Genomic DNA, 24,307 nt, shown 5'->3' on the forward strand with positions numbered 1-24,307 from the left:
TCGCTCTAAAGCCGCGGCACGCTGAGCGCCCCGTCCAGATTGACGACTGTGCCGGTTGCAAAGCCAAAACGGCCGGTCGCCAGCCCCGCCACCGCCCGGCCCACATCCTCCGGCTCTCCCCAGCGCCGCGCCGGCACGAGGCCCTCGGCGATCAGCCGGTCGTATTTCTCGGCAACGCCGGCGGTCATCTCGGTGCGGATGATCCCCGGGCGCACCTCGAACACAGCGATGTTCTCATCCGCGAGGCGCAGCGCCAGGTTCCTGGTCCACATGGCAAGCCCCGCCTTCGACATGCAGTAGTCGGCGCGCTCCGGCGAGGCCATTTCGGCACTGACGGAGGTGATGTTGACGATGCTTCGCGGGTGCCCGGCAGACCTCTTCAGCATCGCCTTGACGACGGCCTGGGTGAGAAAGACCGTGCCACGCAGATTGACCGCCATCACCCGATCGAAGTTTTCCGGCTTCAGATCGAGCAGGTCCCCCCGCGCCGGCGATGCGATGCCGGCGTTGTTGACGAGGCAGTCGATGCGGCCGAAGGCGCCGAGAGCGGCCTCGACCAGCTTCGGATGGTCAGCCAGATCGGAGATGTCGGCTTGATGGAACGCGAAACCGGCACCGCAGGCTTCTACCGCCGCGCGCACCTCGGCAACGCCTTTCTCGCGCACGTCCGTCACCGTGAGGTCGAAGCCCTCGGCGGCGAGCGCCTCCGCGATGACACGGCCGATCCCGCGCAGGCCGCCGGTGACGATGGCTGCGGGGCGGCTCATGCGTGTGCCTCACGGCGGATGTGATCGGCCACACGTAGCGCCTGCGCGGCGACGGTGAGCGCCGGGTTGACGGCGGCGGAGGTGGGCAGGAAGCTGGCATCCACCACGAATAGATTGCGATGGTCCCAGGAGCGGCAGAAGGGGTCGAGCGGGGCCGTCGCCGGATCCTTGCCCATGCGGACGGTGCCGCACTGATGCGACAGCGTACGCTTGTCGAAGGGGCGCGAGAGCACGATTGGATAGCCGGAAGCGCGGCAGATCTCGCGCATCCGCTTCGTCAGCCGCTTCAGGGACTCCAGGTTCGTGCGCTGCCACTGAAGAACGATGTCGCCGCCGTCCACCAAGACGCGGCTTTCCGGGTCCGGCAGGTCCTCCGTCATCAGATACCAGTCGACCGAGCGGCCTGCGATGAAGTCGGCGGCGAGGCCGGGGAGGAAGCGCACGTTGGGGCGCAGGATGTCGCCCGAGATCTTGCCGAGGAGTTGCACGTTACCGAGCGGCCTGCCGCCGTTGCCGTCCTCCAGGTAGAAATCGTTGAAGCCGAGGGTCTTCTGATAGACTGCGTCGTTCTTCCGCCGTGGGTCGATGGCCAGCATGGCGGCGCTGTTGTGGTTCATAAAGTTGCGGCCCACCTGGCCGGAGGTGTTGGCGAGCCCGCCATTCTCGCCCGAGCGCAGAAGAAGCGCCGCGGAGTTCACTGCGCCGGCCGACAGGATCACCAGCTTCGGGCTCACGCTCTTTAGCTCGTCGCCTTGGCGATAGTGCACCCGGCCGATGCGTCTGCCGTCGGGTGCCGCCTCCAGTCGTTCCACCCGCGCTTCCGTCTCCAGCCGGACGTCGGTGTCTTCGAGTGCGGCGGCCAGAGCGCAAGTCTCCGCGTCCATCTTGCCGCGCCCGGCGTTGGGGAAGGCGTCCCACGGCGTGCCGGCGCGGCTGAGCCAGGCTTCGTGATCGACGCCGAGCGGCAGGGAGGCGGGGTGGAGGCCTTGCGCCTTGAGTTTCTCGCGCACGCGGGCGATGGCCGGCTCGTCGGGTACCGGCGGGAAGGGGTAGGGGGCGGAGTGAAAGGGCTCGGTCGGGTCCTCGCCGAGCGCGCCGCGCACCTTAAAGAGCACTTCGGCCTTGGTGTACCAGGGTTCCAATTCTTCGTATGGGAAGGGCCAGGCGGCCGAGACGCCGCCGAAATGCTCGATCTCGGAGAAATCCTCGCGCCGGAAACGGATCAGGACGGCGCCGTAGAACTTCGAGTTGCCGCCGACATAGTAGTAGTTGCCGGGGTTGAAGGGCGCGCGCCCGGCCTCGTGCCACATCTCGTCGGGACGATAGTGGCCGGCGCCGAAGATCGCTTTCGCGTCGATGCATTCGGGCGTGTCGGCAAGCCGTTTGCCGCGCTCCAGGATGAGGATCGAAGCGCCGGAATGGGCGAGGCCCGCGGCCACCGTGGCGCCACCGATGCCTGAGCCGATGATGACGATGTCGGGACTTTTCGGCATTAGGTCACAGGATCCGGCTCTCCGTCTCCGGGTCGAAGAAGACGCTCTTGGAGAGATTGAAGGCGAGCGGCGCCGTCGTGCCGGGCGCGATGTTGGCGTCGGCGCGCAGGCGGGCGATCACGCCCTTGCCGCCCAGATGTGTCACGGCGAAGGTGTCGGAGCCGGCCGGCTCGACCACTTCGATGAAGCAGTCGGCCTGCGCAAGGCTCGCCGCATTGCGGTCGGCGCCTTCGGGGTCGGTTAAGGCTTCCGGCCGCACGCCGAAGATCACGTCGCGCCCTTTATAGGCCGTAAGGCCCGCCGGCGGGTTGGCGAGGGGCAAGCTGATCGGGGGTGCGGCGCTGCGCTCCAGGTCGAGCGCCAGGCCGGCCGAGCCGTTGGTGATGCGCGCGGGGATGAGGTTCATTGCCGGCGAACCCATGAAGTCGGCGACGAAGGTGTTGACCGGATTGTTGTAGATCTCGGCCGGCGTGCCGAACTGCTGCAGCACGCCGTCCTTGAGCACGGCGATCTTGGAGGCGAGCGTCATTGCCTCGATCTGGTCGTGCGTGACGTAGACGATGGTGGTGCCCATGCGCTGGTGCAGACGCTTGATCTCCGTGCGCATGTCGACGCGCAGCTTTGCGTCGAGGTTGGAAAGCGGCTCGTCGAACAGGAAGACCTGCGGATCCCGCACCAGCGCCCGGCCCATGGCGACGCGCTGGCGCTGGCCCCCCGAAAGCTGGCTCGGCTTGCGGCTGAGCAGCGGGTCGATCTGCAGCATCTCCGCTACGCGGGCGATCGCCGCTTCGCGCTCGGGCTTCGGTACCCCGCGGATTTCCATGCCGAAGCCGATGTTCTGCGCCACCGTCATGTTGGGGTAGAGGGCGTAGGACTGGAACACCATGGCAATGTCGCGCTTGGAAGGATGCAGCTCGTTGACACGCCGTCCGCCGATGCGGATTTCGCCGCCGGTGATCGGCTCCAGCCCGGCGATCGTGTTGAGCAGGGTAGACTTGCCGCAGCCCGATGGCCCGACGAGCACGAGAAAACCACCTTCGTCGATCTCGAGGTTGATACGCTTCAGCACTTCGACATTGCCGAAGGACTTATCGAGGTCGATGATCTGAAGAAAGGACATGGCCTACCCCTTGACCGCGCCGGCCATCAGCCCGCGCACGAAATAGCGGCCGGAGACGATGTAGACGATCAGCGTCGGCAGTGCCGCCATGATCGCGCCGGCGAAGTGGACGTTGTACTCCTTCACTCCGGTGGAGGAGGAGACGAGGTTGTTGAGCGCCACCGTCATGGGAATTGAGTCGACGCCGGCGAAGGAGGCGCCGAACAGGAAATCGTTCCAGATGTTGGTGAACTGCCAGATGACGGTGACGACGATGATCGGCCCCGATGAGGGCAGGAGGATGCGGCGGAAGATCTGGAAGAAGCTTGCGCCGTCGATCTGCGCCGCGCGCACGAGCTCGTTCGGGAAGGCTGCGTAGTAGTTGCGGAAAAAGAGCGTTGTGAAGCCGAGGCCGTAGACGACGTGCACAAGAACGAGGCCTGGAATGGTGCCGGCCAGGCCAAGCAAGCCCAGCATGCGTGCCATGGGGATGAGCACGATCTGGAACGGAATGAAGCAGGCGAGCAGCATCAGGCCGAAGACGACACCGGCGCCGCGGAAGGTCCACTTGGTCAGCACATAGCCGTTCAGCGCGCCAAGCACAGTGGAGATGAACACGGCCGGCACCACCATCAGAATCGAGTTCATGAAATAAGGCTTGAGCCCGGTCGGCTGCACGCCGATCTGCGCTGTCGACCAGGCGCTGAGCCAAGGCTGGATCGTGGCCTCCGTCGGCAAGGACAGCATGTCGCCTTGGCGTATCTCGGGGAGAGGTTTGAGCGAGTTGACCAGCATCACGTAGAGCGGCAGCAGATAGTAGACCGCAAACAGGATGAGCGCCGCATAGATGAGCGCGCGGGCGAGCCGGTTCGGCGCAACCATGGACGGCGCGCGTGTGGGGGCAAGCGGCGTTTCGGTGGCTGCCGTACTCATCGCCGTGCCCCCGCGCGCAGTTCGGAATAGAGATAGGGAATGATGATCGAGAAGATCATGATCATCATGATGATGGCCGACGAGGCGCCGATGCCCATGAGATTGCGTGTGAAGGTGTAGGAATACATGAAGGTGGCCGGCAATTCGGTCGCCTGGCCCGGCCCGCCGCCTGTCAGCGCGACGACGAGGTCGTAGGCTTTGATGGCGAGGTGGGCGAGCACGACGAAGGCCGACAGGAAGACCGGTCGCATCAGGGGAATGACGATGCGGCGGTAGGTGGTGAAGGTCGAAGCGCCGTCGATCTGCGCGGCCTTGATGATATCGGGGTCGACGCCGCGCAGGCCGGCCAGGAACATGGCCATCACGAAGCCGGAGGACTGCCACACGGCGGCGATGACCACCGTATAGATCGCCATCTGGCGGTCCTTGATCCAGTCGAAGGCGAAGCTCTCCCAGCCCCATTGGTGCATGGTGTGCTCGATGCCGATGCCGGGATCGAGGAACCACTTCCACGCCGTGCCGGTAACGATGAAGGACAGCGCCATCGGATAGAGATAGATCGGCCGCAGGAAGCCCTCAGCGCGGATCTTCTGGTCAAGCAGGATGGCCACCAGCAGGCCGAGTACGGTGCAGATGACGATGTAGAGCGTGCCAAAGATCGCCAGGTTGGTGATGGCCCGCCACCAGTGCGGCAGCTTCCACAGGCGTTCGTAGTTGCTGAAGCCGACCCAGTTGTAGGAGGGCAGGATGCGCGAATCGGTAAAGGAGAGATAGCCCGTGTAAGCGATGAAGCCATACACGAACAGAAGGATGAGGAAGAAGCTGGGGCTCAAGACCAGCTTGGGGACGTAGTCCTGCAGGCGTTCCTTCACGGGCCGCTCCTTGGCTTGGCGGTGGCTCCCGGCGGCCGAGCCGCCGGGATGAACGCAAGCGCCTACTTCACGGCCTCGACGGCCGCTGCCAGCTCGGCCGGCGCGTCGTCGGTAGAGATCTCGCCGTTGAAGTGCTGGGTGATGACGTCATACATGGCGTTCTTCACCGCGGCGGGATTGGCATGGCCATGAGCCATGGAGCCGTAGAGCGTGCCGTTGGAGTTGGCCTCCGCCAGGTCCGCCATGCCCTTCTTGCCGCAATCGTCGAACTCCTCGTTGGAGACGTCGGTGCGCGCCGGGACAGAGCCCTTGACCGTATTGAAGGCGATCTGGAAGCCGGGGTCCATGATCGCCGAGGCCATCATGAGCTGCGCCTCGCGCTGCTCTTCGCCCACCTTGAACATGACGAACTGGTCCGAGTTGAAGGTGACCGATCCTTGCGTGCCGGGGAAGCGGATGCAGACGAAGTCTTCGCCCGGCGTCTGGTCGGCGTTGAGGAATTCGCCCTTGGCCCAGTCGCCCATTATCTGCATGCCGGCCTCACCCTCGATCACCATCGAGGATGCAAGGTTCCAGTCGCGGCCGGAGAAGTTGTCGTCGACATAGGAGCGCAGCTTCTCCATGCGGGCGAAGGCTTCGCGCATCTTCTCACCGCCTAGCGCTTCGGAATCGAGGTCGATCATCGATGCCTTGTAGAAGTCCGTCCCGAGCGAGAGCACGACGGAGTCGAAGATGGTGGCGTCCTGCCAGGCCTGGCCGCCATGGCCAATAGGAGTGATGCCGTTCTCCTTCATCTTGTCGAGGACCGCGATTAGCTCGTCCCAAGTCTCCGGCGCCTTGCCGCCGGCGGCATCCAGCGCTTCCTTGTTGATCCACACCCAGTTGGTGGAGTGGACGTTCACGGGGGCGGCGATCCAGGTCCCCTCGTATTTTGAGAACTGCTTCAGGGCGTCGGGGACGACCTCTTCCCAGCCCTCCTCGTTTGCGATCTGGTTGAGGTCCGCAACCACGCCCTGCTGCGCCCAGTCGAGAATGTCGAAGCCGAGCATCTGCACAGCCGTCGGCGCGTTACCGGCCGTGACGCGGGCGCGCAGCGCCGTCATCGCCTGCTCCCCGCCGCCGCCGGCAACCGGCATGTCGGCCCAGGTGACACCCTTGGATTCCAGATCCTTCTTGAGCACGTCGAGAGCGGCAGCCTCGCCACCCGAAGTCCACCAGTGCAGAACCTCGACACGGCCGACATCCTGGGCGTACGCCACAACGCCGACGCTCGACGCAAGCATTGTTCCTATCAGAAGTTTGCGCAACATATCGTTTCCTCCCTAGTTGCAGCATGCTCCGGCGCGGTGCACCGGAAATTCCCTTTGGTCTGTTTCTCCTTCGTGCAGCCGTCCTCCTACGCGACCCTGTCCTCACTTCCGACTGAAGGCGGGCGCCCGCTTTTCGCGGAAGGCATCCACGCCGGCACGCAGATCGCCCGTCATGGCGACGAAGCCGCTGGCGAGCACGTCCGCCGCGGCATCGTCTTCGCCTTCGGCAATGGCTATCATCATCTTCGCCGCCTCCGTGGCCAGTGGCCCGCGCGCAGCGATGACAGCCGCCCAGGCACGTGCCTCCTCCAGTCCCTGTCCGGTCTCGGCCAGCCGGTCGACGATGCCCAACGCGAATGCGGTTTCCGCCGTCAGCACCTCGCCGCCGATGGCCATGCGACGCACTGCCTGTGCGCCGAAGCGGCGCACCGCGCGCTGTGTGCCCGACCATCCCGGCACCACGCCGATCCCCGTTTCAGGGAAGCCGATCTTGGCATGCTTCTCGGCCACCCGGAAGTCTGCCGCCGCGGCAAGTTCCAGTCCGCCGCCCAGTGCGTGGCCGGAAAGGACGGCGATGGTGGGCTGGCGCAGGCGCGCCAGGCGGTCGAAGACGCGGTGACCGAGGCGGATCCATTTCGTCTGGAAGTCGGTCGCGCTCAAGGCGGACCAGGCATCGACGTCGCCGCCTGCGCAAAAGCCCTTGCCCTCGCCGCAGATAAACACCACGCGAACCTCCTCGGCCGCCTCAACCTCGTCCAGGCGGCGGGCGAGCGCTTTGAGCGTCGGGATATCGAGTGCGTTGAACTTCTCCGGCCGGCAAAGCGTCACGATGCCGAGATGGCCGTCGGTCTCCAGCCGCACGAGCGCGTCAGACACGGGCGCCTCCCTTGAGTTCCAGGCCCATGGGGCCCTCGCCGTAGAGAATGGCGGGGGAGGTTTTGAGCCCGTCGGCGACGCGTAGCGGGATGTCGGCTTGCGCCAGCACGTCGCGTTCCAGGTCGATGCCCGGCGCAAGCTCGGTGACGAGCAGGCCGTCCGGCGTTAGCTTCATGACGCAGCGCTCTGTGACATAGGTGATATCCTGCCCCTGCTCGATAGCACGGCGGCCGGAGAAGGAGATCTGCTCGACCTTTTCGACGATCTTGTTGACCCTGCCTTCCTGCTCAATGCCGACGCCGCCATGACCCAGCGACAGCTTTGCGCCGGCTTTGAAGAAGCCGGCGAAGACGATCTTCCTGGCTCGCGCGGTGATGTCCACGAAACCTCCGGCGCCCGCCGTCACGTGCGGGCGGGCGGAGAGCTTTGAGACGTTGACGGAGCCCTCGCGGTCGATCTGCAGGAAGGAGAGCAGCGAGGCGTCGAAGCCGCCAGCCTGGAAATAGGTGAATTGCTGGGGCGAGGGCATGATGGCCTCGGCGTTCGAGGCGCAGCCGAACTTGAAGTCGAGCAGCGGAATGCCTCCCACCGCGCCCTGCTCGATGACCCAGGTCACCTTGCCATGCTGGCCCTCCTCCAGGAGGATGCGCGGCACGTTGGCGGAGATGCCGAAGCCGATATTCACCGCCATGCCCTCGGCAAGCTCCATTGCCACGCGTCGGGCGATCACCTTCTGCACGCTCATCTCAGGCGTCGAGAAAGAGGAGAGGGGACGAAAGATTTCGCCGGAGATCGCCGGATCGTAAGGCGTCTGTGTCGTCTGCAGTTGGTCCGGCGCCACCACGATGTGGTCGACAAGCACGCCCGGCACGCGCACGTCGTGCGGCTTCAGCGTGCCATTCTCGACAATGCGCTTGACCTGGGCGATCACGATACCGCCGTTGTTGCGGGCGGCGAGCGCTTGATCGAGCGCGCCGAGATAGGCGCCCTCGTGCTCGTAGGTGAGGTTGCCGCGCCCATCTGCGGTGGTGGCGCGGATGACGGTGACGTCGGGGGCGATGGCGCGAAAGTAGAGCCAGTCTTCGCCGTCGAAGGAGACGCGGGCAACGATGGGCTCGCTCGCCGCCGCATTCATGGCGCAGCCCTCGTTGTCGGGATCGACGAAGGTGCCGAGGCCGACCTTGGTGAGCACCCCCGGCCGCTTGGCGGCCGCTTCGCGGTGCATGTCGAAGAGGATGCCGGAGGGCACGTTATAGGCCGCCACTTCGTTGGCGCCGATCAGCTTCCAGATTTTCGGTGGCCCAGCAGAGAAGGGGCCCGATGGATAGGAGCCGCAGAGCGTCTTCTTGAGAAGACCCGGTTTGGCCAAGTGGTCGATGCCCTTGATGCCGTACATGTCGCCGGCGGCGATGGGGTGCAGCGTGGTGATGCCGCGCGGGGCGCCCTCGCGCTTGAAGCGGGCGCCGATGGCGGCGAGCACTGCATCGGGGCAGCCGAGCCCGCTGGAGGAAGAGACGGAGAGGACCGCGCCGTCGCGGATCAGTTCCGCCGCCCGGGCTGCTGTGACCTGCTTGCTCACGCACGCGCCTCCAGCTTGGGATCGATGGTAATCGTCCTGCCGGTACGAGCAGCTTCCAATGCCGCCTCGGCGATGGCCAGCGACCAGACGCCGTCCTCGCCGGTGGCCGATGGTTGATCCTCGCCGCGAATGGCGGCGTGGAACTGGCGCAGCGAGCGCGCGTAGAGGTCCTCCCGGTCGAAGCTCAGCTCCTCCTCGCCCTTGGGCGTGCGAAGAACGACGCTGCCGACCGGCTTCTGGGTCATCACGTCGCGGGCGATCAGGGAACCTTCGGTGCCGTGTATTTCGAAGCCGGTGCCAGCATGCTTCACGGTAAAGGAATCGTGGGTCTGGGCGATGAGGCCGGAGGAGAACGTCATCGCCGTCATCACTCCGTCCTCCAGCCCGCCAGCGGCCATACCGGCGGATTGGGTGACAGCGGCGATCTGTGTCGGGTCGTCGCCCAGCACGAAGCGCAGCGTGTCGGCGTCGTGCACTGTGATGTCTAGCACCACGCCGCCGCCGGCCTCCGGCCGCGTTATGCGCCAGCCTTGCAGGTGTTCGGGCAGATAGACGGCATGGAAGACGCGGGCGGCGAGCGGCCGGCCGATGCGACCATCCCGGATCGCCTCACGCATGGCGCGATGGGCGCCGGCGTTGCGCAGATGATGATTGGTGCCCATGACGACGCCCGCCGCATGACAGGCTTCGACCATTCTGCGCGCGTCGGTGCTGGTGAGCGCCAGCGGTTTCTCGCACAGCACATGCTTGCCGGCCTTGGCTGCGGCGAGCGTCTGTTCCAGATGCAATTCGTTGGTGGTGGAGATGTAGACGGCGTCGACATCGGAGCCCAGCAGGGCGTCGAGATCGCCGTAATGGCGGGAGATCTCGTTTTCCCGCGCATACGCCCCGGCGCGTTCCGCGCTCGAACTCATCACGGCGACAACCTCACCGTCGGGCTGGCTGCGGATGGCGTCTATCATGAACTGCCGCGCGATCGTGCTGGCGCCTATCAGGCCCCACTTCACCGTCATGCCGACCTCCTCGTTTCCGTAACGTCCGGCCCGCAGCTGTCGCGCACGATCAGGCTGATGGCTCCGATGTGGTTTCCGGCGCGGGTGGTGCCGGCGCGGATCATGTTTAGCATCATGTGCGCTGCCCGCTCGCCGAGCCCGGCAGTATCGACGGCGACGCTGGTGAGCGGGGGCATGTAATGCTGGGCCTCCGCCACGTCGTCGAAGCCGACGATGGCGAAATCGCCGCCGGGTTCCATGCCGCGCTTGCGCAGACCGGTCATGGCACCGAAGGCGACGGCATCGTTGAAGCACATCGCGGCTGTCGGCGCCGGATTGAAGGCAAGCGCTGTCTCGATTGCGCTCATGCCGCCCTTGCGGTTTGTATCGCCCTGGATGATCAATGCCTCGGCCGCCGCGATACCATGTGCGGCAAGCGCTTCGCGATAGCCGCCGACACGCTCGTGATAGACCACCATGTCCGGAAACCCGCCCAGGAAGGCGATGCGGCGGTGGCCTTTGCCGATGAGATGGCTCGTGGCGAGAAAGGCGCCCCAAGGATTGTCGGGCGCCACCACCGGGACGCGGCTTTCGGCCAGGCGGCGCATGACGAAGATTATCGGCGTGCCGCCGGATCGGATGCGCTCGAAGGCGTCGGGCAAGGTTCCGTGGGCGGGCGAGACGATGAGGCCCGACACGCCCTGCTCCAGCAGCGATTTCAACACCTCGCCCTGGCGCACGGGATTTTCTGCCGTGTTGGCGATGAAGGGCACGATGCCGGCAGACTGGAAGACCCGCTCCATGCCGACGGCAAGCTCGGCGAAGAAAGGATTGGTGAGGTCGTTGATGACCATGCCCACCACATTGGAGTGGGCCTTTCTCAGATTGGCCGCGCCGCGGTTATAGACGTAGCCGACCTCTTCGATGGCCTTTCTGACCCGCGAGGCGGTTCCCGGCCGGATCAGAGTGCTGCCTTGCAGCACCAGCGACACGGTCGACTTGGAGACGCCGGCCTTGCGGGCGATATCGAGTATCGTCGCCTTACCGCGACTGGCCATGATCCTCCCCGGGGCAGTGCTTGCGATGTTTGGAACGTTCTAATGCATAAGAAGTCATCGCGCAACCGGCTGTGCGTCGTGCGTTTCCAGTTACTGAGCGCTTGAGCCTAGTCAGATTGTCGTGCGAAGGCTGCGAAAATGGGGAAAGGCGTACTAACAGCGTTGGAAGGAGTCAGTACTGCTCAGATACGTCCGATGCAAAGGCAAGATGGGATCGTTCCAAATAGAGGCATCATCTACCTCGGACCCCACCCTATTCCCCGTGCAGTCGGAATTCCAGATAGAGATTGCGCTGCAGGATCGAGTGGTTGTCGTCGGACAGGAGCGAGATCATGAGGGCGCCGTCAGCGCGGCGCCAGACATCCAGCGCTTCCATGTTGTCGATCTGGTAGCCCATGTCGGCTTCAATCAGCACCGGGCCGTCGGCCACGTTGCCGGGGCGGACGCTCTCGGCGGAAATGCGCCGCAGGCGCATGGCGACGCCCGACGCCATGGAAAAACGCCGCTCCAAGAGAAGCAGGGCGCCATCGGGCAGGAAAGCGCCGTCGGTGATGTCGTAGTTGTCGCTGCGGGCGACGGTGAAGACACCTTTCAGCGGACCTTCGAGGATGGCGGCGAAGACATTGCCGCGCGTGTCGATGCTGCGCTCGGCAACGGCCACGCGAGCGCCGGCCAGGGCGCTGTCCTCGGGCGCATAAGCGACTGTCTCCAACCCGCGGTTCATGCGCAGTTCGTGGGCGGGAATAAGGAAGTCCAACTCGCCGGTAGCCGCGCCCATACCCTCGGGCGCGAGGCGGAATTCGGCGATGCGGTGGGCGCGCTCGAAGCCGACGGTCACACGGTCGCCTTTGACGGCGATGGCCTCGGCATCGGTGGTCCATTTTTCCCCGCTGACGTTGCCTTCGAGGTCCTGGATAAGCTCCATGGTGAAGGTGTCTATACCGTCCGGGCGGCCTTGGGCATCATGCGAGAGTGCACCGAAGAACCAGAAGCCGGTGTCGGCGACGCCGACGAACCGCCTGCCTGCATCCAGGAAGCGGAAGGATGAGAGGCCACCGAAGGGGTGGCTGCGCGACGTCATCTCCAGCCCGCCGATGAATTCCAGTGGACCGAAACGGATCTCGCTGGAGCCTATGCGGAACTCGGCGATGGGGCGGGCGGTGATCTTATATGCTTGAGATGCCTCCTCGGCCCGCGTGCTGGAAAGGCCGATAGTGGCAAAAGAAAGAAGAAGCGTGCAAAGCCCGGAAAGAAGGCGCCGGCGCACGGAGCGTCAGCCCGCGCGCCGCATGCGGCCGGTCTGGCTGCGGCGAAAGCTTTCCTCCTCGAAGAGGGAGGCGAGTTGCTCCGTCATGGCGCCGGCAAGCTCTTCGGCATCGACGATGGTGACGGCACGGCGGTAGTAGCGCGTGACGTCGTGGCCGATACCGATGGCAAGCAGTTCCACCGGCGAGCGCGTCTCGATGAGGTCGATGATGCCGCGCAGGTGGCGTTCCAGATAGTTGCCGGGATTGACGGACAGCGTGGAGTCGTCGACCGGGGCGCCGTCGGAGATCATCATCAGGATTCGGCGCTGTTCGGGGCGGGCGATCAGGCGCTGATGCGCCCACAAAAGCGCCTCGCCGTCGATATTCTCCTTCAAGAGCCCCTCGCGCATCATCAGGCCAAGGTTGCGCCGGGCGCGGCGCCATGGCGTGTCCGCGCTCTTGTAGATGATGTGGCGCAAGTCGTTGAGGCGGCCCGGATTGGCGGGCTTACCCTCCTTCAGCCACTTCTCGCGCGCCTGCCCACCCTTCCAGGCCCGGGTGGTGAAGCCCAGGATCTCCACACGCACGCCGCAGCGCTCCAGCGTGCGGGCGAGGATGTCGGCACATGTGGCGGCCACCGAGATCGGCCGTCCGCGCATGGAGCCGGAGTTGTCGAGCACGAGCGTCACCACCGTGTCACGGAAATTGGTGTCGCGCTCCTGCTTGAAGGAGAGCGGCTGCATGGGGTCGATGATGAGGCGGGGGAGGCGGGCCGTGTCGAGCACACCTTCCTCCAGGTCGAAGTCCCAGGAGCGGTTCTGCTGCGCCATGAGGCGCCGCTGCAGACGGTTCGCCAGCCGCCCGACGACGCCCTGCAGGTTGGCAAGCTGCTTGTCGAGGAAGGCGCGCAGGCGGTCCAGCTCCTCCTCGTCGCACAGGTCCTCGGCGTTCACCACCTCGTCGAACTCGGTGGTGTAGAGGCGGTAGTCGATCTCGCTTGCCGCCTGATCGAAGGGGCTTTCGGGCCGACGCGCCTCGCCCGGCGTCTCCGCGTCCAGATCCTCCTGCTCCGAAACGTCTTCCGCCGTGGTCGCCGCGGCGTCGCTCTCGCCAGCCTCGTTCTCGTCGCCGGCGGCGTCGGCTTCTTCCGCCTGGCTGCGGTCGCCTTCGGATTCGTCTTCGCCGCCTTCTTCGGAGGATTCCTCGCCCTTGGGCTGGTCGTCGTCCTCCTCGCTTTCCTCGCCTTGCTTGTCCTCCTGCAGATCCTCGCCCATGTCCATGGCGCCGAGGAGGTCGCGCACGGTGCGGGCGAAGGCATCCTGGTCCTCGATGTTGGGCAGGAGGGCATTGAGGTCGGTGCTTGCCTTCTCCTCCACCCAGTCGCGCCACAGCTCGACGACCCGCTCTCCGCTCTTGGGTGCGGCACGGCCCGTCAGCTTCTCGCGCACCATCAGCGCGATGGCTTCCTCAAGTGGCGCATCGGCCCTCTCACGCACGTCTGCGAGGTTGGCGCGGGCGAACTTCTCCTCCAGCATGGCGGCGATGTTGTCAGACACGCCCCGCATGGAGCGCGCGCCGATGGCCTCCACGCGCGCTTGCTCCACAGCGTCGAAGATCGCGCGTGCCTGCTGGCCCTGCGGTGCCAGGCGGTTGTGCAGGCGAACGTCGTGACAAGCATGGCGCAGAGCCATGGAATCGCCCAGGCCGCGGGTGACGTGCAGTGCTTCGGGCGTCGGCTTCTTCGGCGGCTCAGGCAGGCGGATATGATTGCCGGCGATGCCGGGCCTGTCCTTCGTAAAACCCACCTCCAACTCGTGATCACCGGCGATCGCGCGCACACAGGACGTCACGGCGCGCTTGAACGGGTCGAGCGGCGCTTCTTTGGGCTGGCCTGGCTTGCGGTTCGATTGGCTCAAGGATGTATTCTCCGACCACTCAGCGGGAGCGGCCATCCACCTGTTTGATGTCCAAGGCGTCGAGGTCTACGCCTTCAAGGCAGCGCACGTTGACCGCCGCCATCTTTGTGCCATCCGGCATGGCTCCACGGGCAAACGACTCCATGCCGCAGACCGAGCAGAAGAGGTGTTGGATCTTCTCGGTGTTGAAGCGGTACTCAGTCAGGCGGTCTTCACCACTTTCGAGCGTGAAGTTATCGGCCGGCGTGAAAGCCAGGATGCTGCCGCGCTGCGTGCAGTAGGAGCAATTGCAGGTGATGGGGCTCGACAGGTCAACGTCGACATTGAAGCGTACCGAACCGCAGTGACACCCACCTTCGTACTGCATGATCGTCTCCTAGCTCAGCACCACATTGGCCGCCGATTCGGCCAATTCCTCGCCGAAGGCACGCTGGTAGAATTCGGCCACGACCGCACGCTCCAACTCGTCGCACTTGTTGAGGAAGGTGAGCCGGAAGGCGAAGCCGACATCGCCGAAGATCTCCGCATTCTCCGCCCACATGATCACCGTGCGCGGGCTCATGACGGTCGAAAGATCGCCGTTCATGAAGGCCGAGCGCGTCATGTCGGCCACGCGCACCATGCGGCCGACGATCTCGCGGCCCTTCTCGTTCTGATAGTGCTTGGCCTTGGCCTGGACGATGGCGACCTCATCGTCATGCGGCAGGTAGTTGAGCGTGGTGACGATGGACCAGCGATCCATCTGCGCCTGGTTGATCTGCTGCGTGCCGTGGTAGAGGCCGGTCGTGTCGCCGAGGCCGACAGTGTTGGCCGTCGAGAACAGGCGGAAGGCCGGGTGCGGACGGATGACGCGGCTCTGGTCGAGAAGCGTCAGCCGGCCCGAGGATTCAAGTACGCGCTGGATGACGAACATGACGTCCGGACGGCCGGCATCGTACTCGTCGAAGACCAGGGCAACGTTGTGCTGGTAGGCCCAGGGCAGGATGCCGTCGCGGAACTCGGTGACCTGCATGCCTTCCTTGACGACGATGGCGTCCTTGCCGACGAGGTCGATACGGCTGACGTGGCTATCAAGGTTGATGCGCACGCAGGGCCAGTTGAGGCGCGCGGCCACCTGCTCGATATGCGTCGACTTGCCGGTGCCGTGGTAGCCCGCCACCATGACGCGGCGGTTAAAGGCAAAGCCGGCAAGGATGGCGAGCGTCGTCTGCTTGTCGAACAGATAGTCGGGGTCGATGTCCGGCACGTGGGAATCCGCCACGGAATAGGCGGGCACCACCATATCGGATTCGAAACCAAAGCTCTCCTTCACCGAGGCAGTCGTGTCGGGCAGGTTGGCGATATCGCGGTCGATCTTGTTCATCATACCTCCAGCGTGCAGCGGACCCTGTCCGCGCCGCTTGTCGTTTAAACCGTGGCCTCTTAGCAGAGACCGGGGTTAACAGAAACCCGCTTGCTTCAGGAGCCTGTAGGCCTGAAGGACGTCGCGCAGGCGGGCCTCGGAACCCCTGTCGCCCCCATTCGCATCGGGATGGTGGCGCTTCACCAGAGTTTTATAGCGTGCCTTAATGTCGGCGCCAGTCGCTTTGGCGTCCAGGCCCAGTGTTTCCAGCGCTTTGGCCTCAAGAGGCTTAAGGCGCTTTTCAACCGGCTTGCGCGCTTCGGCCTGCGCGTCGCCGAACAGATTGAACGGGTCGCCCAGGCGCCGATAGTAGGCCGCGTGGCCGGAGCGGAAAGGGGCGAAATCGGGGGCCGCTTGGCCATTGCCGACGGAGCCGACCTTCCAGGTGGGCCGATGGCCGGTCATCGCCTCCTTCTGGAAACGGGCGATTTCGCTGTCCTTGAGGCCAGAAAAATAGTTGTAGCTCTTGTTGTACTGCCGCACATGCTCGAAGCAGAAGCGGAAATATTCACCCTCCTTGTGCCGCCCCACGGGTGCACGGTGCAGACCGGGCTGATCGCAATCGTCCCACTGGCAACGCGGCGCATGCGCGTCAGCCTCCGCCTTGTTGTCGGGGCGGATGCGTATTTTCTCGAAATATTTCGAGTTCAGTTTCATACCTGACCTGAAGACAGCAAATCAGTAGGGATTATGGCGGATGGCCACCACGAAACAAGAATTGACATTTCCCAGGGAATGGACCTAGGCCAAAGACTCGTGCCGGGGGACACGCCCCATATGGTGTCAGGAGACCGTGTTGTCCATACAATCCGCCATCGAAACCAAGCTCGTAGAAGCCTTTTCGCCCGAGCGGCTGGCCGTCATCAACGAAAGCCACCTGCATGCTGGCCACCACCATACGGCGGGTGGTCATGACGAGACCTTCGACGGTTCGGGCGAGACGCATTTCCGCGTGCGCATCGTCAGCGCTGCGTTTGCGGGCATGAGCCGCGTCGAACGGCACCGGGCAGTGAATGAGGCGCTGGCTGAGGAACTTAAGGGCGGTGTACACGCACTCGCGATCGAGCCCGCCGCGCCGGGGGAGGCAACGCGGTGGTGAGTGCTTACACCGTGGGGTACTAATCGAGGTTTCAATCAGCCTCGCTTGCCGGGCCGATGGGGCTATCCTCCCTTACCCGCCGCAGCCGTCTCCTCCACCGCCGGCCTGATCCTCAGCCGCGTGATGCGGTTTTTTTCCCGCTTCATGACGATGAAGCGCTTGCCGAAGAAGGTGAAGGCCTGCTTTTCCTCGGGAATGGACTGGGTCTCGTGGATGACGAGGCCGGCGATCGTAGTCGCCTCCTCGTCCGGCAGGTTCCAGTCGAGCGCGCGGTTCAGGTCACGGATGGGCACGGAACCTTCCACGACGATGGAGCCGTCGGCCTCCTGCTTGACGCCCTGCATCTCGACGTCATGCTCGTCGGCGATGTCGCCGACGATTTCCTCGATGATATCCTCAAGCGTCACCAGTCCTTCGACCTCGCCATATTCGTCGACGACGATAGCGATATGCGCCTTGCGGCGCAGGAAGGCGTTGAGCTGGTCCTGCAGCGTCGTCGTGTCGGGCACGAACCACGGCTTCGAGGCGATCTTCATCACGTCGATCGTGCTGGCGTCGCTGTCGGCATCGTGGAGGGCGCGCAGGAGATCCTTGGCGTGCACCACGCCGACGATGTTTTCCGTCGTGCCGCGCCAGAGCGGCAGGCGCGTATAAGGGCTCTTCAGGATTTCGCTCACCACGGTTTCCGGCGGGTCGTCGGCGTTGATGGAGCGCATATTGGTGCGATGGATCATGACATCGGAGACTTCCAGCTCGTGCAAGTCGAGCAGGCCGCCGACGCGGTCGCGGTCCTGCTTCACGACCGCGCCCTCGCGATGCAGCACCTCGACTGTGCCGCGCAGCTCCTCATGGGCCGACAGTGCGAAGGTGTCGCGTGAAAGATTGATGCCGAAGATGGAGAGCAGGAGCCGCACGAAGGCGTTTGCCGCGGAAGAAAGCATTCCGAAAAAGAAGACTGCTACGCGCGCAAAGGGCGAGACGAAGAGAGCAAACTGCTCGGGCCTCGCCAGCGCCCAGGATTTCGGCAGGATTTCGGCGAAAATAACCAGCATCACCGTCATGACGAGGGTGGCGTAGAAGACGCCTGCCTCGCCGAACAGCGTCAGGAACAGGCTGGTCGCCAGCGCAGAGGCGAAGATGTTGACGAGATTGTTGCCGATGAGCAGAGCGCCGACCAGGCGGTTGCGCCGCTCGATGAGCCGACTGACAAGGCCGGCGCGTTTGTCACCAGTGCGCTCCAGCGTATGCAGCCGGGCGCGCGAGACGGCGGTCATGCCGGTTTCGGTACCGGAAAACAGGAAGGACAGAAAGATCAGCGCCAGGATGACGCCGCCGGTGATAAATATCTCGGTCGTCATTGCGTTTGACACTCCCTCAGGAATGCGAGCACCTCCGATGCCGGCACGTCCTCGGCGATGAAGGACCGGCCGATACCGTGGGTAAGGATGAAGGTCAGCGCGCCGCGCGAGACCTTCTTGTCCTGCGCGATATAGGAAAGCAGCGCTTCCGCGTCAGGAAGGGCGCCGGGAATATGCTCCAGCCGTGTCGGCAGGCCCACTGCGCGCAAATGCGCCTCCACGCGATCGGCGTCGTCGGGGCTTGCCAGGTTCACGCGCGCCGAGAAGCGGTGTGCCAGCACCATGCCGATGGCCACGCCTTCTCCGTGCACTAGGCGCGCACTGTCGTAGCCGGTGGCCGCTTCTAGGGCATGGCCGAAGGTGTGGCCGAGATTGAGCAGCGCACGCTCGCCGCTCTCGCGCTCATCGCGCTCGACGATTTCGGCCTTGGCTCGGCAGGACCTGGCGATGGCCTCGGTACAAGCCGTGCCCCCGGAAAAGACATCGCGCCAGTTGTTCTCCAGCCAGGCAAAGAAATCCGGGCGGTCGATCAGCCCGTATTTCGCCACCTCGGCGTAGCCGGCGCGGAACTCGCGTTCCGGCAGCGTGCCGAGGGCGGCGGTGTCGGCGAGTACCAGCCTCGGCTGGTGAAAGACGCCGATAAGGTTTTTCCCGTGGCCCGTGTTTATGCCGGTCTTGCCGCCGACGGACGAATCCACCTGTGCCAGCAGAGATGTCGGCACCTGCACGAAGTTCATGCCGCGGCGCACGATGCCGGCGGCGAAGCCCGCCAGATCGCCCACCACGCCGCCGCCCAGCGCGATCACGAAATCCCGCCGCTCCAGCCGGGCGCCGAGAATACCATCCACCGTCTCCTCAAGGGCGCCGAAGCTTTTGCTGCGTTCGCCAGGAGGAAGGGTGATGGCGGTGCTTCCGATGCCTGCCGCCCCCAATCCCTCCTGCAGCGGCCTGAGGTGCAGGGCGGCGACGTTCTCGTCCGTCACGACCGCCGCTCGAGCGCCGGGCAGGCGGGCAGCGATCTCTGCGCCGGCGCGAGCGAGGAGACCGGCGCCGATGAGGATGTCGTAAGCGCGCTCGCCAAGGCCGACGGAAACGGTGACTGTATCTTCGGTGCTCTGGTTCATCGTGCAGGTTTCCTCACCTCTCGCCCGTCCGCCAGGAAACGGGCGAGGCTGGTCATCACTTCCGCGGCTATCACCTCCTTCGGCTCGTCGCGCGAGCGCACGGTGACGTTCGCCTTTTCATAGACCGGATAGCGAACTTCCATAAGACGCTGCATGACGGCGCGCGGGTCGTCGGCCTGAAGAAGCGGCCGGTTCTGGCGCTTGACCACCCGCTGCATCAGTGTCTCGAGATCGGCCTTCAGCCACACGGAAACGCCGTGGCGGGCAACCGCCTGCCGTGTTGCGGCGCTCATAAAGGCACCGCCGCCGGTGGACAGCACCTGCGGGCCCTCCTTCAGGAGGCGCGCGATCACCCGGCGCTCCAGCGCTCGGAACTCCTCCTCGCCGTAAGCGGCAAAGAGGTCGGGGATCGTCATGCGCGAAACCTCCTCGATTTCGTGGTCGCTGTCGACGAAAGGCAAGCCCAGCGTTGCCGCTACCTTGCGCCCGATCACGGTCTTGCCGGCACCCATCAGCCCGACGAAGACGACCGTGCGCCGTCCAAGCCGGTTGAGCACAGCCGGGATGTTCTCCACGTCTATCTTGTCGGTCGCCGTCATGCCGCAGGTTTCGACATCAAAAGGCATATCGCGTCAAGCGTTTACGATGTCGGTGGCGGCTTGCCATGTCCGACCGCGCGTTCCATAACCTGAGGAATCAATGCCTCGACGGGAGCGACATGCCAACCCTTTTCCGGCTCTTGACGGTAATCACCATCCTCGCCGGTCTCTTCTACGGCGCCATGTTCGCTCTCGCCACACTGGTGGAGCCGAATAGAGTCGAGATGACGGTAGATGTCCCCGCCGAGCGACTCGTCCCGCGTTAGAAATCCCAGGGAGAGATGAGCGTCAGCCCTGTCGTGCTAAAGTGGCTCATATTGCGCGTCGCCAGACGGCCTGCATTGATCTGCGCAATCGCGGTGCGGGCTCGAGGTCTACATCGGTGCCATACTTCGTCGAAAGGTGCATATAGAAGCTGGATGCTGGCTCGCGGCCAGCTTCCCGAATTTCATACCCTTCCAGCGCACGCTCAACGATATCGGCGATCGAGCGCTTTTCGCGGCGCGCGAGCCTGTAAGCAAGCTCCCGCGCTTTGGCGCTGCGGACGGAAAGTTGCGGCTCGGCCATTCCAGCCCCCTGTCGATTGCAAATTTAGCCTCCCATTAAGATGGCTTGATGGCACAAATATTCTCCCCTTATGCCTGATGCTTCACTTCGAATTAGGCATTGGCCGCCAGAATCCGCGCTCCTTTAGAAGCTCACTCAAGGAACATGCGGGACCGGATCCGGACGATGGCGAGCGGCGCGAAGATTGAGGCATTCCTGGAGATGATGGCCGCCGAGCGCGGGGCGAGCGACAACACGCTCGCCTCCTACCGGCGTGACCTGGAGGACGCGGACGCCTTTCTAACGGCGGCGGAGAGGGGGCTTGCAGGGGCCAGCCCGGCAGGCATCCGCTCCTATCTCGGTGACATGGCCGGGCGCGGCTTTGCCGCCACGACCCAGGCGCGCAAGCTCTCGGCACTGCGCCAGTTCTTCAAGTTCCTCTATGCCGAAGGCCTGCGCGGCGACGACCCGACCGGGGTGCTCGATAGCCCGAAGAAGGGCCGGCCGCTACCGAAGACACTGAACGAGGCAGAAACGGGGCTGCTTCTGGAGCGCGCGGGGGAAGAAGCACGGGCAGCGGCCGAAGGCTCGCCGGAGCGTATCGCCGCGCAACGCCTGTCAACGCTCCTGGAGATGCTCTACGCGTCGGGCCTGCGTGTCTCTGAGCTTGTCAGCCTGCCGGTCACGGTGGCGCTGCGCGACGAGCGCTTCTTCATCGTACGCGGCAAGGGCGGCAAGGAGCGTATCGTGCCGCTCTCGGGCAAGGCGCGGGCTGCGGTGGCGCTATGGCTTGCCGAGCGCGCCAGACACCCGGCACTTGCGGAGAGTCCCTGGTTATTTCCGGCGGCTTCGGAGCGCGGCTATCTGCCCCGGCAGGTGTTCGCGCGCGAACTCAAAGGTCTTGCCGCACGCGCCGGCATCGCCAGCGCCAAGATATCGCCGCACGTGCTGCGGCACGCCTTCGCCAGCCATCTCCTGCAGAACGGAGCAGACTTGAGGGCGGTGCAGCAGCTTCTCGGGCATTCGGATATTTCAACGACGCAAATCTACACGCATGTGCTGGAAAAGCGGCTGCAGGAACTGGTACAAAAGCACCACCCGCTTGCCGACTAGGCTTATGGTCGCTATGTGAAGCCATCATCACGGGCCCTTTTTCCCTTTCAGTGCCCTGAACCGCGTGTCTCGTGTCGATTTGGCGGGTTAATGTATAACTATCTTGATTTCGAAAAGCCGGTCGCCGATCTCGAAGGCAAAATCCTTGAACTGAAGACGTTGAGTGAAAACGGCGAGGCCGTCGACGTTGCCGAGGAGATTGCACGGCTGGAGAAGCGCTCGAAGGATGCCCTGCGCGACATCTACAAGGCGCTGACACCGTGGCAGAAGGCGCAGGTCGCTCGCCATCCCGACCGGCCGCATTGCATGGACTATGTGCGCACGCTGTTCACCGATTTCACGCCTCTGGCCGGTGACCGCGCCTTTGGCGAGGATCAGGCGATTGTCACCGGCTTCGCCCGCTTCAAGGGCGAGGCGATCGCCCTCATCGGTCAGGAAAAGGGCGACGATACGCAAAGCCGGCTCAAGCACAATTTCGGCATGGCCAGGCCCGAGGGATACCGCAAGGCGGTGCGTGTGATGGATCTGGCCGACCGTTTCGGCATCCCCGTCGTTACACTGGTGGATACGGCGGGGGCCTATCCGGGCATCGGTGCCGAGGAGCGGGGGCAGGCCGAGGCGATCGCCCGTTCCACCTCCAAATGCCTCGGCCTCCAGGTGCCGAACCTTTCCATCATCATCGGCGAGGGGGGGTCGGGCGGAGCCATCGCCATCGCCACGGCCAACCAAGTCTACATGCTGGAGCACTCCATCTATTCGGTGATCTCGCCGGAGGGGGCGGCGTCGATCCTGTGGCACGATTCCACGCGTGCCAAGGACGCGGCGACAAACATGAAGATCACCGCCCAGGACCTCCTGCAGCTCAAGATCATCGACGGCATCGTGCCTGAACCCGTGGGCGGGGCGCACCGGGCGCCGGAGACGGTAATCGCGGCGGCTGGCGAGACTATCGAGAAGGGTTTCAAGGATCTCGCCGAGAGCGGCTCCGACTATCGCGAGCACCGCAGGGAAAAGTTCCTCGCCATCGGCCGCAGCCTGTGACCGCCGCAGGACTGCCATAATCTTGCCTTGCGGTCGGCTTCAATGGTAAGCGATAAAACCAATTCGCATGTTGCCGGTAATGATTTGTCAAGCCTAACGGGTTTTAGTTGTGGGGTAGAGCCCGCTCCTGCCGCCTGGAGGGGGATTGGCAGTCAAATAGAGACGTTGATGAAGAGCCGCATCGCACGCGCTGCCCTGCTGACCGCCGCCATTGCGCTTGTGGGGTGCAGTGGCGAATCGCTTGAAGACATCGCGCCCAAGGCTGAGCGTCAGCTCCCGACGGCGATCGTTCAGACCATGAAGGCGAAGGGGATAAGCAAGGACGCCCCGATCATGATGCGCATCTTCAAGGAAGAAGGTGTGCTTGAGGTCTGGAAGCAGAAGCAGAGCGGTCGCTACGACCTCGTCACCAGCTACGACATCTGCAAATGGTCGGGCAAGCTGGGGCCGAAATACACCGAGGGTGACCGGCAGGCGCCGGAGGGCTTCTATGGTGTGCGCCCCCAGCAGATGAACCCGAGATCGAGCTATCACCTGTCCTTCAACATCGGCTTCCCCAACATCTATGACCGTGCCAACGGCCGCACGGGACAGCACCTGATGGTGCACGGCGCCTGCTCGTCCGCCGGCTGTTATTCGATGACCGACGAGCAGGTGGAAGAGATCTATGCCTTCGCGCGCGATGCTTTTCGCGGCGGCCAGCAGGCCTTCCAACTCCAGGCCTTTCCCTTCCGCATGACGCCCCAGAACATGGCGCGCTACCGCGATGATCCGAATTATCCGTTCTGGACCATGCTGAAGGAAGGCTACGACCACTTCGAGATCACCAAGCAGCCGCCGCGGGTGGATGTGTGCGAGAGGCGCTATGTTTTCAATCGCATCCCCGCGGAAGGCGAAAGCTTCGTGGCTACCGAGGCTTGTCCACCCTCGACGCAGCCCGGCACGCTGATGGCCGCCTACAAGAAATACAAGGCGCAGCAGGACCTCGCTTTCGCCGAAGCGGTGAAGAAGAAGGCCAGGCCCGACCCGAACTCTTCGATCCTCGGGCATCAGGAAGCGCTTCTTGTGGCTGATTGGTCCCGGCGCCGGGCCAGGGGCGAAAAGGTCTCGCCGGAGCCGCCGTCGCTGGCGTCGGTAGATGTTGCTGCGAATGAAAAGCCGGAGAACAATGCCTCGGCGCCCGTGTCCGCCTTTGCCGCCGCCTCCACTAGCGCACAGGAAGCGCAGACCGAGGTAGGCGCACCGCCGCTGACCACCGGCTCGGTGCCCGCGCCGACGCCGAACCCGAAAAGGACGTCCGTGCAGGCAGGCAAGATGGAATCTTCGCCGCAGTCCTCACGTACGAGCCGGTTCTGGAATATCTTCAGCAACTGATACCATGATGGCACGGTCGAGGTTTACGATCTCAAGGGGCTCAACTGCCCCCTGCCGGTCCTGAAGGCGCGCAAGCGGCTTTCCGGTATGCAGCCGGGCGCGTGCATCTGGCTGGAGACGACGGATCCGCTGGCGGCGATCGACATCCCCGCCTTCTGCGCCGAGCACAAGCATCGCCTCGTGGAAACGCAAGCCGTGCCTGGCGGCTATCGCTTCCTCATCGAGCGCGGCGCCGGTTAGGGAGAGGCCTGACTTGCCGCTTGACCTCAACTTCGGTTGAGGTTGTAAGCAAGCCGCTCCCTGTCCCGAAACCGAGGAGCGATATCCCATATGCCAGTCATAATTCTGGTGCCGGTTGGCTTTTGCCGGACGGTGCGGCGTTCTCTTTTGTGCATAGGCAGTCGGCGGGGGACTGCCGGATGAGGACGCCCGTCAACGATCTTCCGCCTGCCTTCGCCGCGCGGCCGGCGGCCACATTCGCACGCAATGCCACTATCCTGTCTCTGACA

At 64.4% G+C, this 24,307-nt stretch carries 25 protein-coding genes; 6 read left to right on the top strand and 19 right to left on the bottom strand.

Features of this window, described 5'->3' with window-relative positions:
* Positions 1 to 5: 5 nt before the first annotated feature.
* From N5A92_RS20320 to N5A92_RS20390, 15 genes are all read right to left on the bottom strand, one after another.
* Positions 6 to 767 carry a 3-ketoacyl-ACP reductase gene (locus N5A92_RS20320; RefSeq protein WP_260905844.1) on the bottom strand — a complete coding sequence of 254 codons (762 nt, stop codon included), beginning with the start codon at positions 765 to 767 and terminating at the stop codon, positions 6 to 8.
* Positions 764 to 2,260 (bottom strand): GMC oxidoreductase, encoded by a 1,497-nt coding sequence (locus N5A92_RS20325; RefSeq protein ID WP_260905845.1) that lies wholly within the window; start codon positions 2,258 to 2,260, stop codon positions 764 to 766. Before N5A92_RS20325 ends, N5A92_RS20320 begins: the two co-directional genes overlap by 4 nt.
* Positions 2,261 to 2,264: 4 nt before the next feature.
* The gene (locus tag N5A92_RS20330; protein WP_260905846.1) at positions 2,265 to 3,380 is read right to left on the bottom strand and encodes an ABC transporter ATP-binding protein; all 1,116 of its coding nucleotides are present in this window, start codon (positions 3,378 to 3,380) and stop codon (positions 2,265 to 2,267) included.
* Between the two features lie 3 nt (positions 3,381 to 3,383).
* Complete coding sequence (locus tag N5A92_RS20335; protein ID WP_260906039.1) at positions 3,384 to 4,241, bottom strand: carbohydrate ABC transporter permease; 858 nt, start codon at positions 4,239 to 4,241, stop codon at positions 3,384 to 3,386.
* A gap of 47 nt (positions 4,242 to 4,288) precedes the next feature.
* Positions 4,289 to 5,164 carry a carbohydrate ABC transporter permease gene (locus N5A92_RS20340; protein WP_260905847.1) on the bottom strand — a complete coding sequence of 292 codons (876 nt, stop codon included), beginning with the start codon at positions 5,162 to 5,164 and terminating at the stop codon, positions 4,289 to 4,291.
* Between the two features lie 62 nt (positions 5,165 to 5,226).
* Entirely contained in the window at positions 5,227 to 6,447 is a 1,221-nt protein-coding gene (locus N5A92_RS20345; protein WP_313958441.1) for an ABC transporter substrate-binding protein, read from the bottom strand.
* Positions 6,448 to 6,576: 129 nt separating this feature from the next.
* Entirely contained in the window at positions 6,577 to 7,350 is a 774-nt protein-coding gene (locus N5A92_RS20350) for an enoyl-CoA hydratase/isomerase family protein (protein WP_260905851.1), read from the bottom strand.
* Positions 7,343 to 8,929, bottom strand: coding sequence for an acyl CoA:acetate/3-ketoacid CoA transferase (locus tag N5A92_RS20355; protein ID WP_260905853.1), 1,587 nt, complete (start codon positions 8,927 to 8,929; stop codon positions 7,343 to 7,345). Before N5A92_RS20355 ends, N5A92_RS20350 begins: the two co-directional genes overlap by 8 nt.
* Positions 8,926 to 9,942, bottom strand: a complete 1,017-nt coding sequence (locus N5A92_RS20360) for a Gfo/Idh/MocA family protein (protein WP_260905854.1) — start codon at positions 9,940 to 9,942, stop codon at positions 8,926 to 8,928. Before N5A92_RS20360 ends, N5A92_RS20355 begins: the two co-directional genes overlap by 4 nt.
* On the bottom strand, positions 9,939 to 10,979 hold the full coding sequence (locus N5A92_RS20365) for a LacI family DNA-binding transcriptional regulator (RefSeq protein WP_260905855.1): 1,041 nt from the start codon (positions 10,977 to 10,979) through the stop codon (positions 9,939 to 9,941). Before N5A92_RS20365 ends, N5A92_RS20360 begins: the two co-directional genes overlap by 4 nt.
* Before the next feature lie 253 nt (positions 10,980 to 11,232).
* On the bottom strand, positions 11,233 to 12,246 hold the full coding sequence (locus tag N5A92_RS20370; protein ID WP_425248618.1) for an esterase-like activity of phytase family protein: 1,014 nt from the start codon (positions 12,244 to 12,246) through the stop codon (positions 11,233 to 11,235).
* A 6-nt stretch (positions 12,247 to 12,252) separates the two neighbouring features.
* Positions 12,253 to 14,178: a cobaltochelatase subunit CobT gene (gene cobT / locus N5A92_RS20375; RefSeq protein WP_260905856.1), complete on the bottom strand. Its 1,926-nt coding sequence runs from the start codon at positions 14,176 to 14,178 to the stop codon at positions 12,253 to 12,255.
* Complete coding sequence (locus N5A92_RS20380; RefSeq protein ID WP_260905857.1) at positions 14,162 to 14,509, bottom strand: GFA family protein; 348 nt, start codon at positions 14,507 to 14,509, stop codon at positions 14,162 to 14,164. The genes cobT and N5A92_RS20380 overlap by 17 nt, the downstream gene beginning before the upstream one ends.
* A 9-nt stretch (positions 14,510 to 14,518) precedes the next feature.
* Positions 14,519 to 15,505 (bottom strand): cobaltochelatase subunit CobS, encoded by a 987-nt coding sequence (cobS, locus tag N5A92_RS20385; RefSeq protein ID WP_260905858.1) that lies wholly within the window; start codon positions 15,503 to 15,505, stop codon positions 14,519 to 14,521.
* A gap of 75 nt (positions 15,506 to 15,580) precedes the next feature.
* On the bottom strand, positions 15,581 to 16,201 hold the full coding sequence (locus N5A92_RS20390) for a J domain-containing protein (RefSeq protein ID WP_260905859.1): 621 nt from the start codon (positions 16,199 to 16,201) through the stop codon (positions 15,581 to 15,583).
* A 139-nt stretch (positions 16,202 to 16,340) separates the two neighbouring features.
* On the opposite strand from N5A92_RS20390, the gene N5A92_RS20395 reads away from it, so the two are divergent.
* Positions 16,341 to 16,643 carry a BolA family protein gene (locus N5A92_RS20395; RefSeq protein WP_260905860.1) on the top strand — a complete coding sequence of 101 codons (303 nt, stop codon included), beginning with the start codon at positions 16,341 to 16,343 and terminating at the stop codon, positions 16,641 to 16,643.
* Between the two features lie 62 nt (positions 16,644 to 16,705).
* On the opposite strand, the gene N5A92_RS20400 is transcribed toward N5A92_RS20395, so the two are convergent.
* Genes N5A92_RS20400 through N5A92_RS20410 form a run of 3 tightly spaced genes read right to left on the bottom strand, consistent with a single transcriptional unit; the run spans position 16,706 to position 19,724 of the window.
* Positions 16,706 to 18,001 carry an HlyC/CorC family transporter gene (locus N5A92_RS20400; protein WP_260905862.1) on the bottom strand — a complete coding sequence of 432 codons (1,296 nt, stop codon included), beginning with the start codon at positions 17,999 to 18,001 and terminating at the stop codon, positions 16,706 to 16,708.
* A complete protein-coding gene (gene aroB, locus N5A92_RS20405; protein WP_260905864.1) occupies positions 17,998 to 19,125 on the bottom strand; it encodes a 3-dehydroquinate synthase in 1,128 nt (375 codons plus the stop codon). Before aroB ends, N5A92_RS20400 begins: the two co-directional genes overlap by 4 nt.
* A complete protein-coding gene (locus tag N5A92_RS20410; protein ID WP_260906043.1) occupies positions 19,122 to 19,724 on the bottom strand; it encodes a shikimate kinase in 603 nt (200 codons plus the stop codon). Before N5A92_RS20410 ends, aroB begins: the two co-directional genes overlap by 4 nt.
* A gap of 65 nt (positions 19,725 to 19,789) precedes the next feature.
* Between N5A92_RS20410 and N5A92_RS20415 the strand changes: the two genes are divergently transcribed.
* On the top strand, positions 19,790 to 19,990 hold the full coding sequence (locus N5A92_RS20415) for a histidine kinase (protein ID WP_425248619.1): 201 nt from the start codon (positions 19,790 to 19,792) through the stop codon (positions 19,988 to 19,990).
* Positions 19,991 to 20,036: 46 nt separating this feature from the next.
* On the opposite strand, the gene N5A92_RS20420 is transcribed toward N5A92_RS20415, so the two are convergent.
* On the bottom strand, positions 20,037 to 20,291 hold the full coding sequence (locus N5A92_RS20420; protein WP_260905866.1) for a plasmid stabilization protein: 255 nt from the start codon (positions 20,289 to 20,291) through the stop codon (positions 20,037 to 20,039).
* A gap of 165 nt (positions 20,292 to 20,456) precedes the next feature.
* Here N5A92_RS20420 and N5A92_RS20425 point away from each other — a divergent pair, with 165 nt between their 5' ends.
* The 4 genes from N5A92_RS20425 to N5A92_RS20440 all read left to right on the top strand — a co-directional run bounded on the left by N5A92_RS20425 (position 20,457) and on the right by N5A92_RS20440 (position 24,038).
* Positions 20,457 to 21,383 carry a site-specific tyrosine recombinase XerD gene (locus N5A92_RS20425; RefSeq protein WP_260905867.1) on the top strand — a complete coding sequence of 309 codons (927 nt, stop codon included), beginning with the start codon at positions 20,457 to 20,459 and terminating at the stop codon, positions 21,381 to 21,383.
* 90 nt (positions 21,384 to 21,473) lie between these two features.
* Positions 21,474 to 22,424, top strand: coding sequence for an acetyl-CoA carboxylase carboxyltransferase subunit alpha (locus N5A92_RS20430; protein ID WP_260905868.1), 951 nt, complete (start codon positions 21,474 to 21,476; stop codon positions 22,422 to 22,424).
* A 168-nt stretch (positions 22,425 to 22,592) separates the two neighbouring features.
* Positions 22,593 to 23,798, top strand: coding sequence for a L,D-transpeptidase family protein (locus N5A92_RS20435; RefSeq protein WP_260905869.1), 1,206 nt, complete (start codon positions 22,593 to 22,595; stop codon positions 23,796 to 23,798).
* Positions 23,799 to 23,849: 51 nt separating this feature from the next.
* Positions 23,850 to 24,038 carry a sulfurtransferase TusA family protein gene (locus N5A92_RS20440; protein WP_425248622.1) on the top strand — a complete coding sequence of 63 codons (189 nt, stop codon included), beginning with the start codon at positions 23,850 to 23,852 and terminating at the stop codon, positions 24,036 to 24,038.
* Positions 24,039 to 24,307 lie beyond the last annotated feature (269 nt).

This window comes from Chelativorans salis (genome assembly GCF_025336525.1).
GTDB lineage: Bacteria > Pseudomonadota > Alphaproteobacteria > Rhizobiales > Rhizobiaceae > Chelativorans > Chelativorans salis.

What these genes read in the sequence shown, in the direction of transcription:
- N5A92_RS20330 (WP_260905846.1), bottom strand. Translation starts at nt 3,380, where the DNA reads ATGTCCTTTCTTCAGATCATCGACCTCGATAAGTCCTTCGGCAATGTC.
- cobT (WP_260905856.1), bottom strand. Translation starts at nt 14,178, where the DNA reads ATGGCCGCTCCCGCTGAGTGGTCGGAGAATACATCCTTGAGCCAATCG.
- N5A92_RS20335 (WP_260906039.1), bottom strand. Translation starts at nt 4,241, where the DNA reads ATGGTTGCGCCGAACCGGCTCGCCCGCGCGCTCATCTATGCGGCGCTC.
- N5A92_RS20425 (WP_260905867.1), top strand. Translation starts at nt 20,457, where the DNA reads ATGGCGAGCGGCGCGAAGATTGAGGCATTCCTGGAGATGATGGCCGCC.
- N5A92_RS20435 (WP_260905869.1), top strand. Translation starts at nt 22,593, where the DNA reads ATGAAGAGCCGCATCGCACGCGCTGCCCTGCTGACCGCCGCCATTGCG.
- aroB (WP_260905864.1), bottom strand. Translation starts at nt 19,125, where the DNA reads ATGAACCAGAGCACCGAAGATACAGTCACCGTTTCCGTCGGCCTTGGC.
- N5A92_RS20325 (WP_260905845.1), bottom strand. Translation starts at nt 2,260, where the DNA reads ATGCCGAAAAGTCCCGACATCGTCATCATCGGCTCAGGCATCGGTGGC.
- N5A92_RS20380 (WP_260905857.1), bottom strand. Translation starts at nt 14,509, where the DNA reads ATGCAGTACGAAGGTGGGTGTCACTGCGGTTCGGTACGCTTCAATGTC.
- N5A92_RS20360 (WP_260905854.1), bottom strand. Translation starts at nt 9,942, where the DNA reads ATGACGGTGAAGTGGGGCCTGATAGGCGCCAGCACGATCGCGCGGCAG.
- N5A92_RS20430 (WP_260905868.1), top strand. Translation starts at nt 21,474, where the DNA reads ATGTATAACTATCTTGATTTCGAAAAGCCGGTCGCCGATCTCGAAGGC.
- N5A92_RS20320 (WP_260905844.1), bottom strand. Translation starts at nt 767, where the DNA reads ATGAGCCGCCCCGCAGCCATCGTCACCGGCGGCCTGCGCGGGATCGGC.
- N5A92_RS20400 (WP_260905862.1), bottom strand. Translation starts at nt 18,001, where the DNA reads ATGACGACCGAGATATTTATCACCGGCGGCGTCATCCTGGCGCTGATC.
- N5A92_RS20410 (WP_260906043.1), bottom strand. Translation starts at nt 19,724, where the DNA reads ATGACGGCGACCGACAAGATAGACGTGGAGAACATCCCGGCTGTGCTC.
- N5A92_RS20345 (WP_313958441.1), bottom strand. Translation starts at nt 6,447, where the DNA reads ATGCTTGCGTCGAGCGTCGGCGTTGTGGCGTACGCCCAGGATGTCGGC.
- N5A92_RS20415 (WP_425248619.1), top strand. Translation starts at nt 19,790, where the DNA reads ATGTCCGACCGCGCGTTCCATAACCTGAGGAATCAATGCCTCGACGGG.
- cobS (WP_260905858.1), bottom strand. Translation starts at nt 15,505, where the DNA reads ATGAACAAGATCGACCGCGATATCGCCAACCTGCCCGACACGACTGCC.
- N5A92_RS20365 (WP_260905855.1), bottom strand. Translation starts at nt 10,979, where the DNA reads ATGGCCAGTCGCGGTAAGGCGACGATACTCGATATCGCCCGCAAGGCC.
- N5A92_RS20420 (WP_260905866.1), bottom strand. Translation starts at nt 20,291, where the DNA reads ATGGCCGAGCCGCAACTTTCCGTCCGCAGCGCCAAAGCGCGGGAGCTT.
- N5A92_RS20390 (WP_260905859.1), bottom strand. Translation starts at nt 16,201, where the DNA reads ATGAAACTGAACTCGAAATATTTCGAGAAAATACGCATCCGCCCCGAC.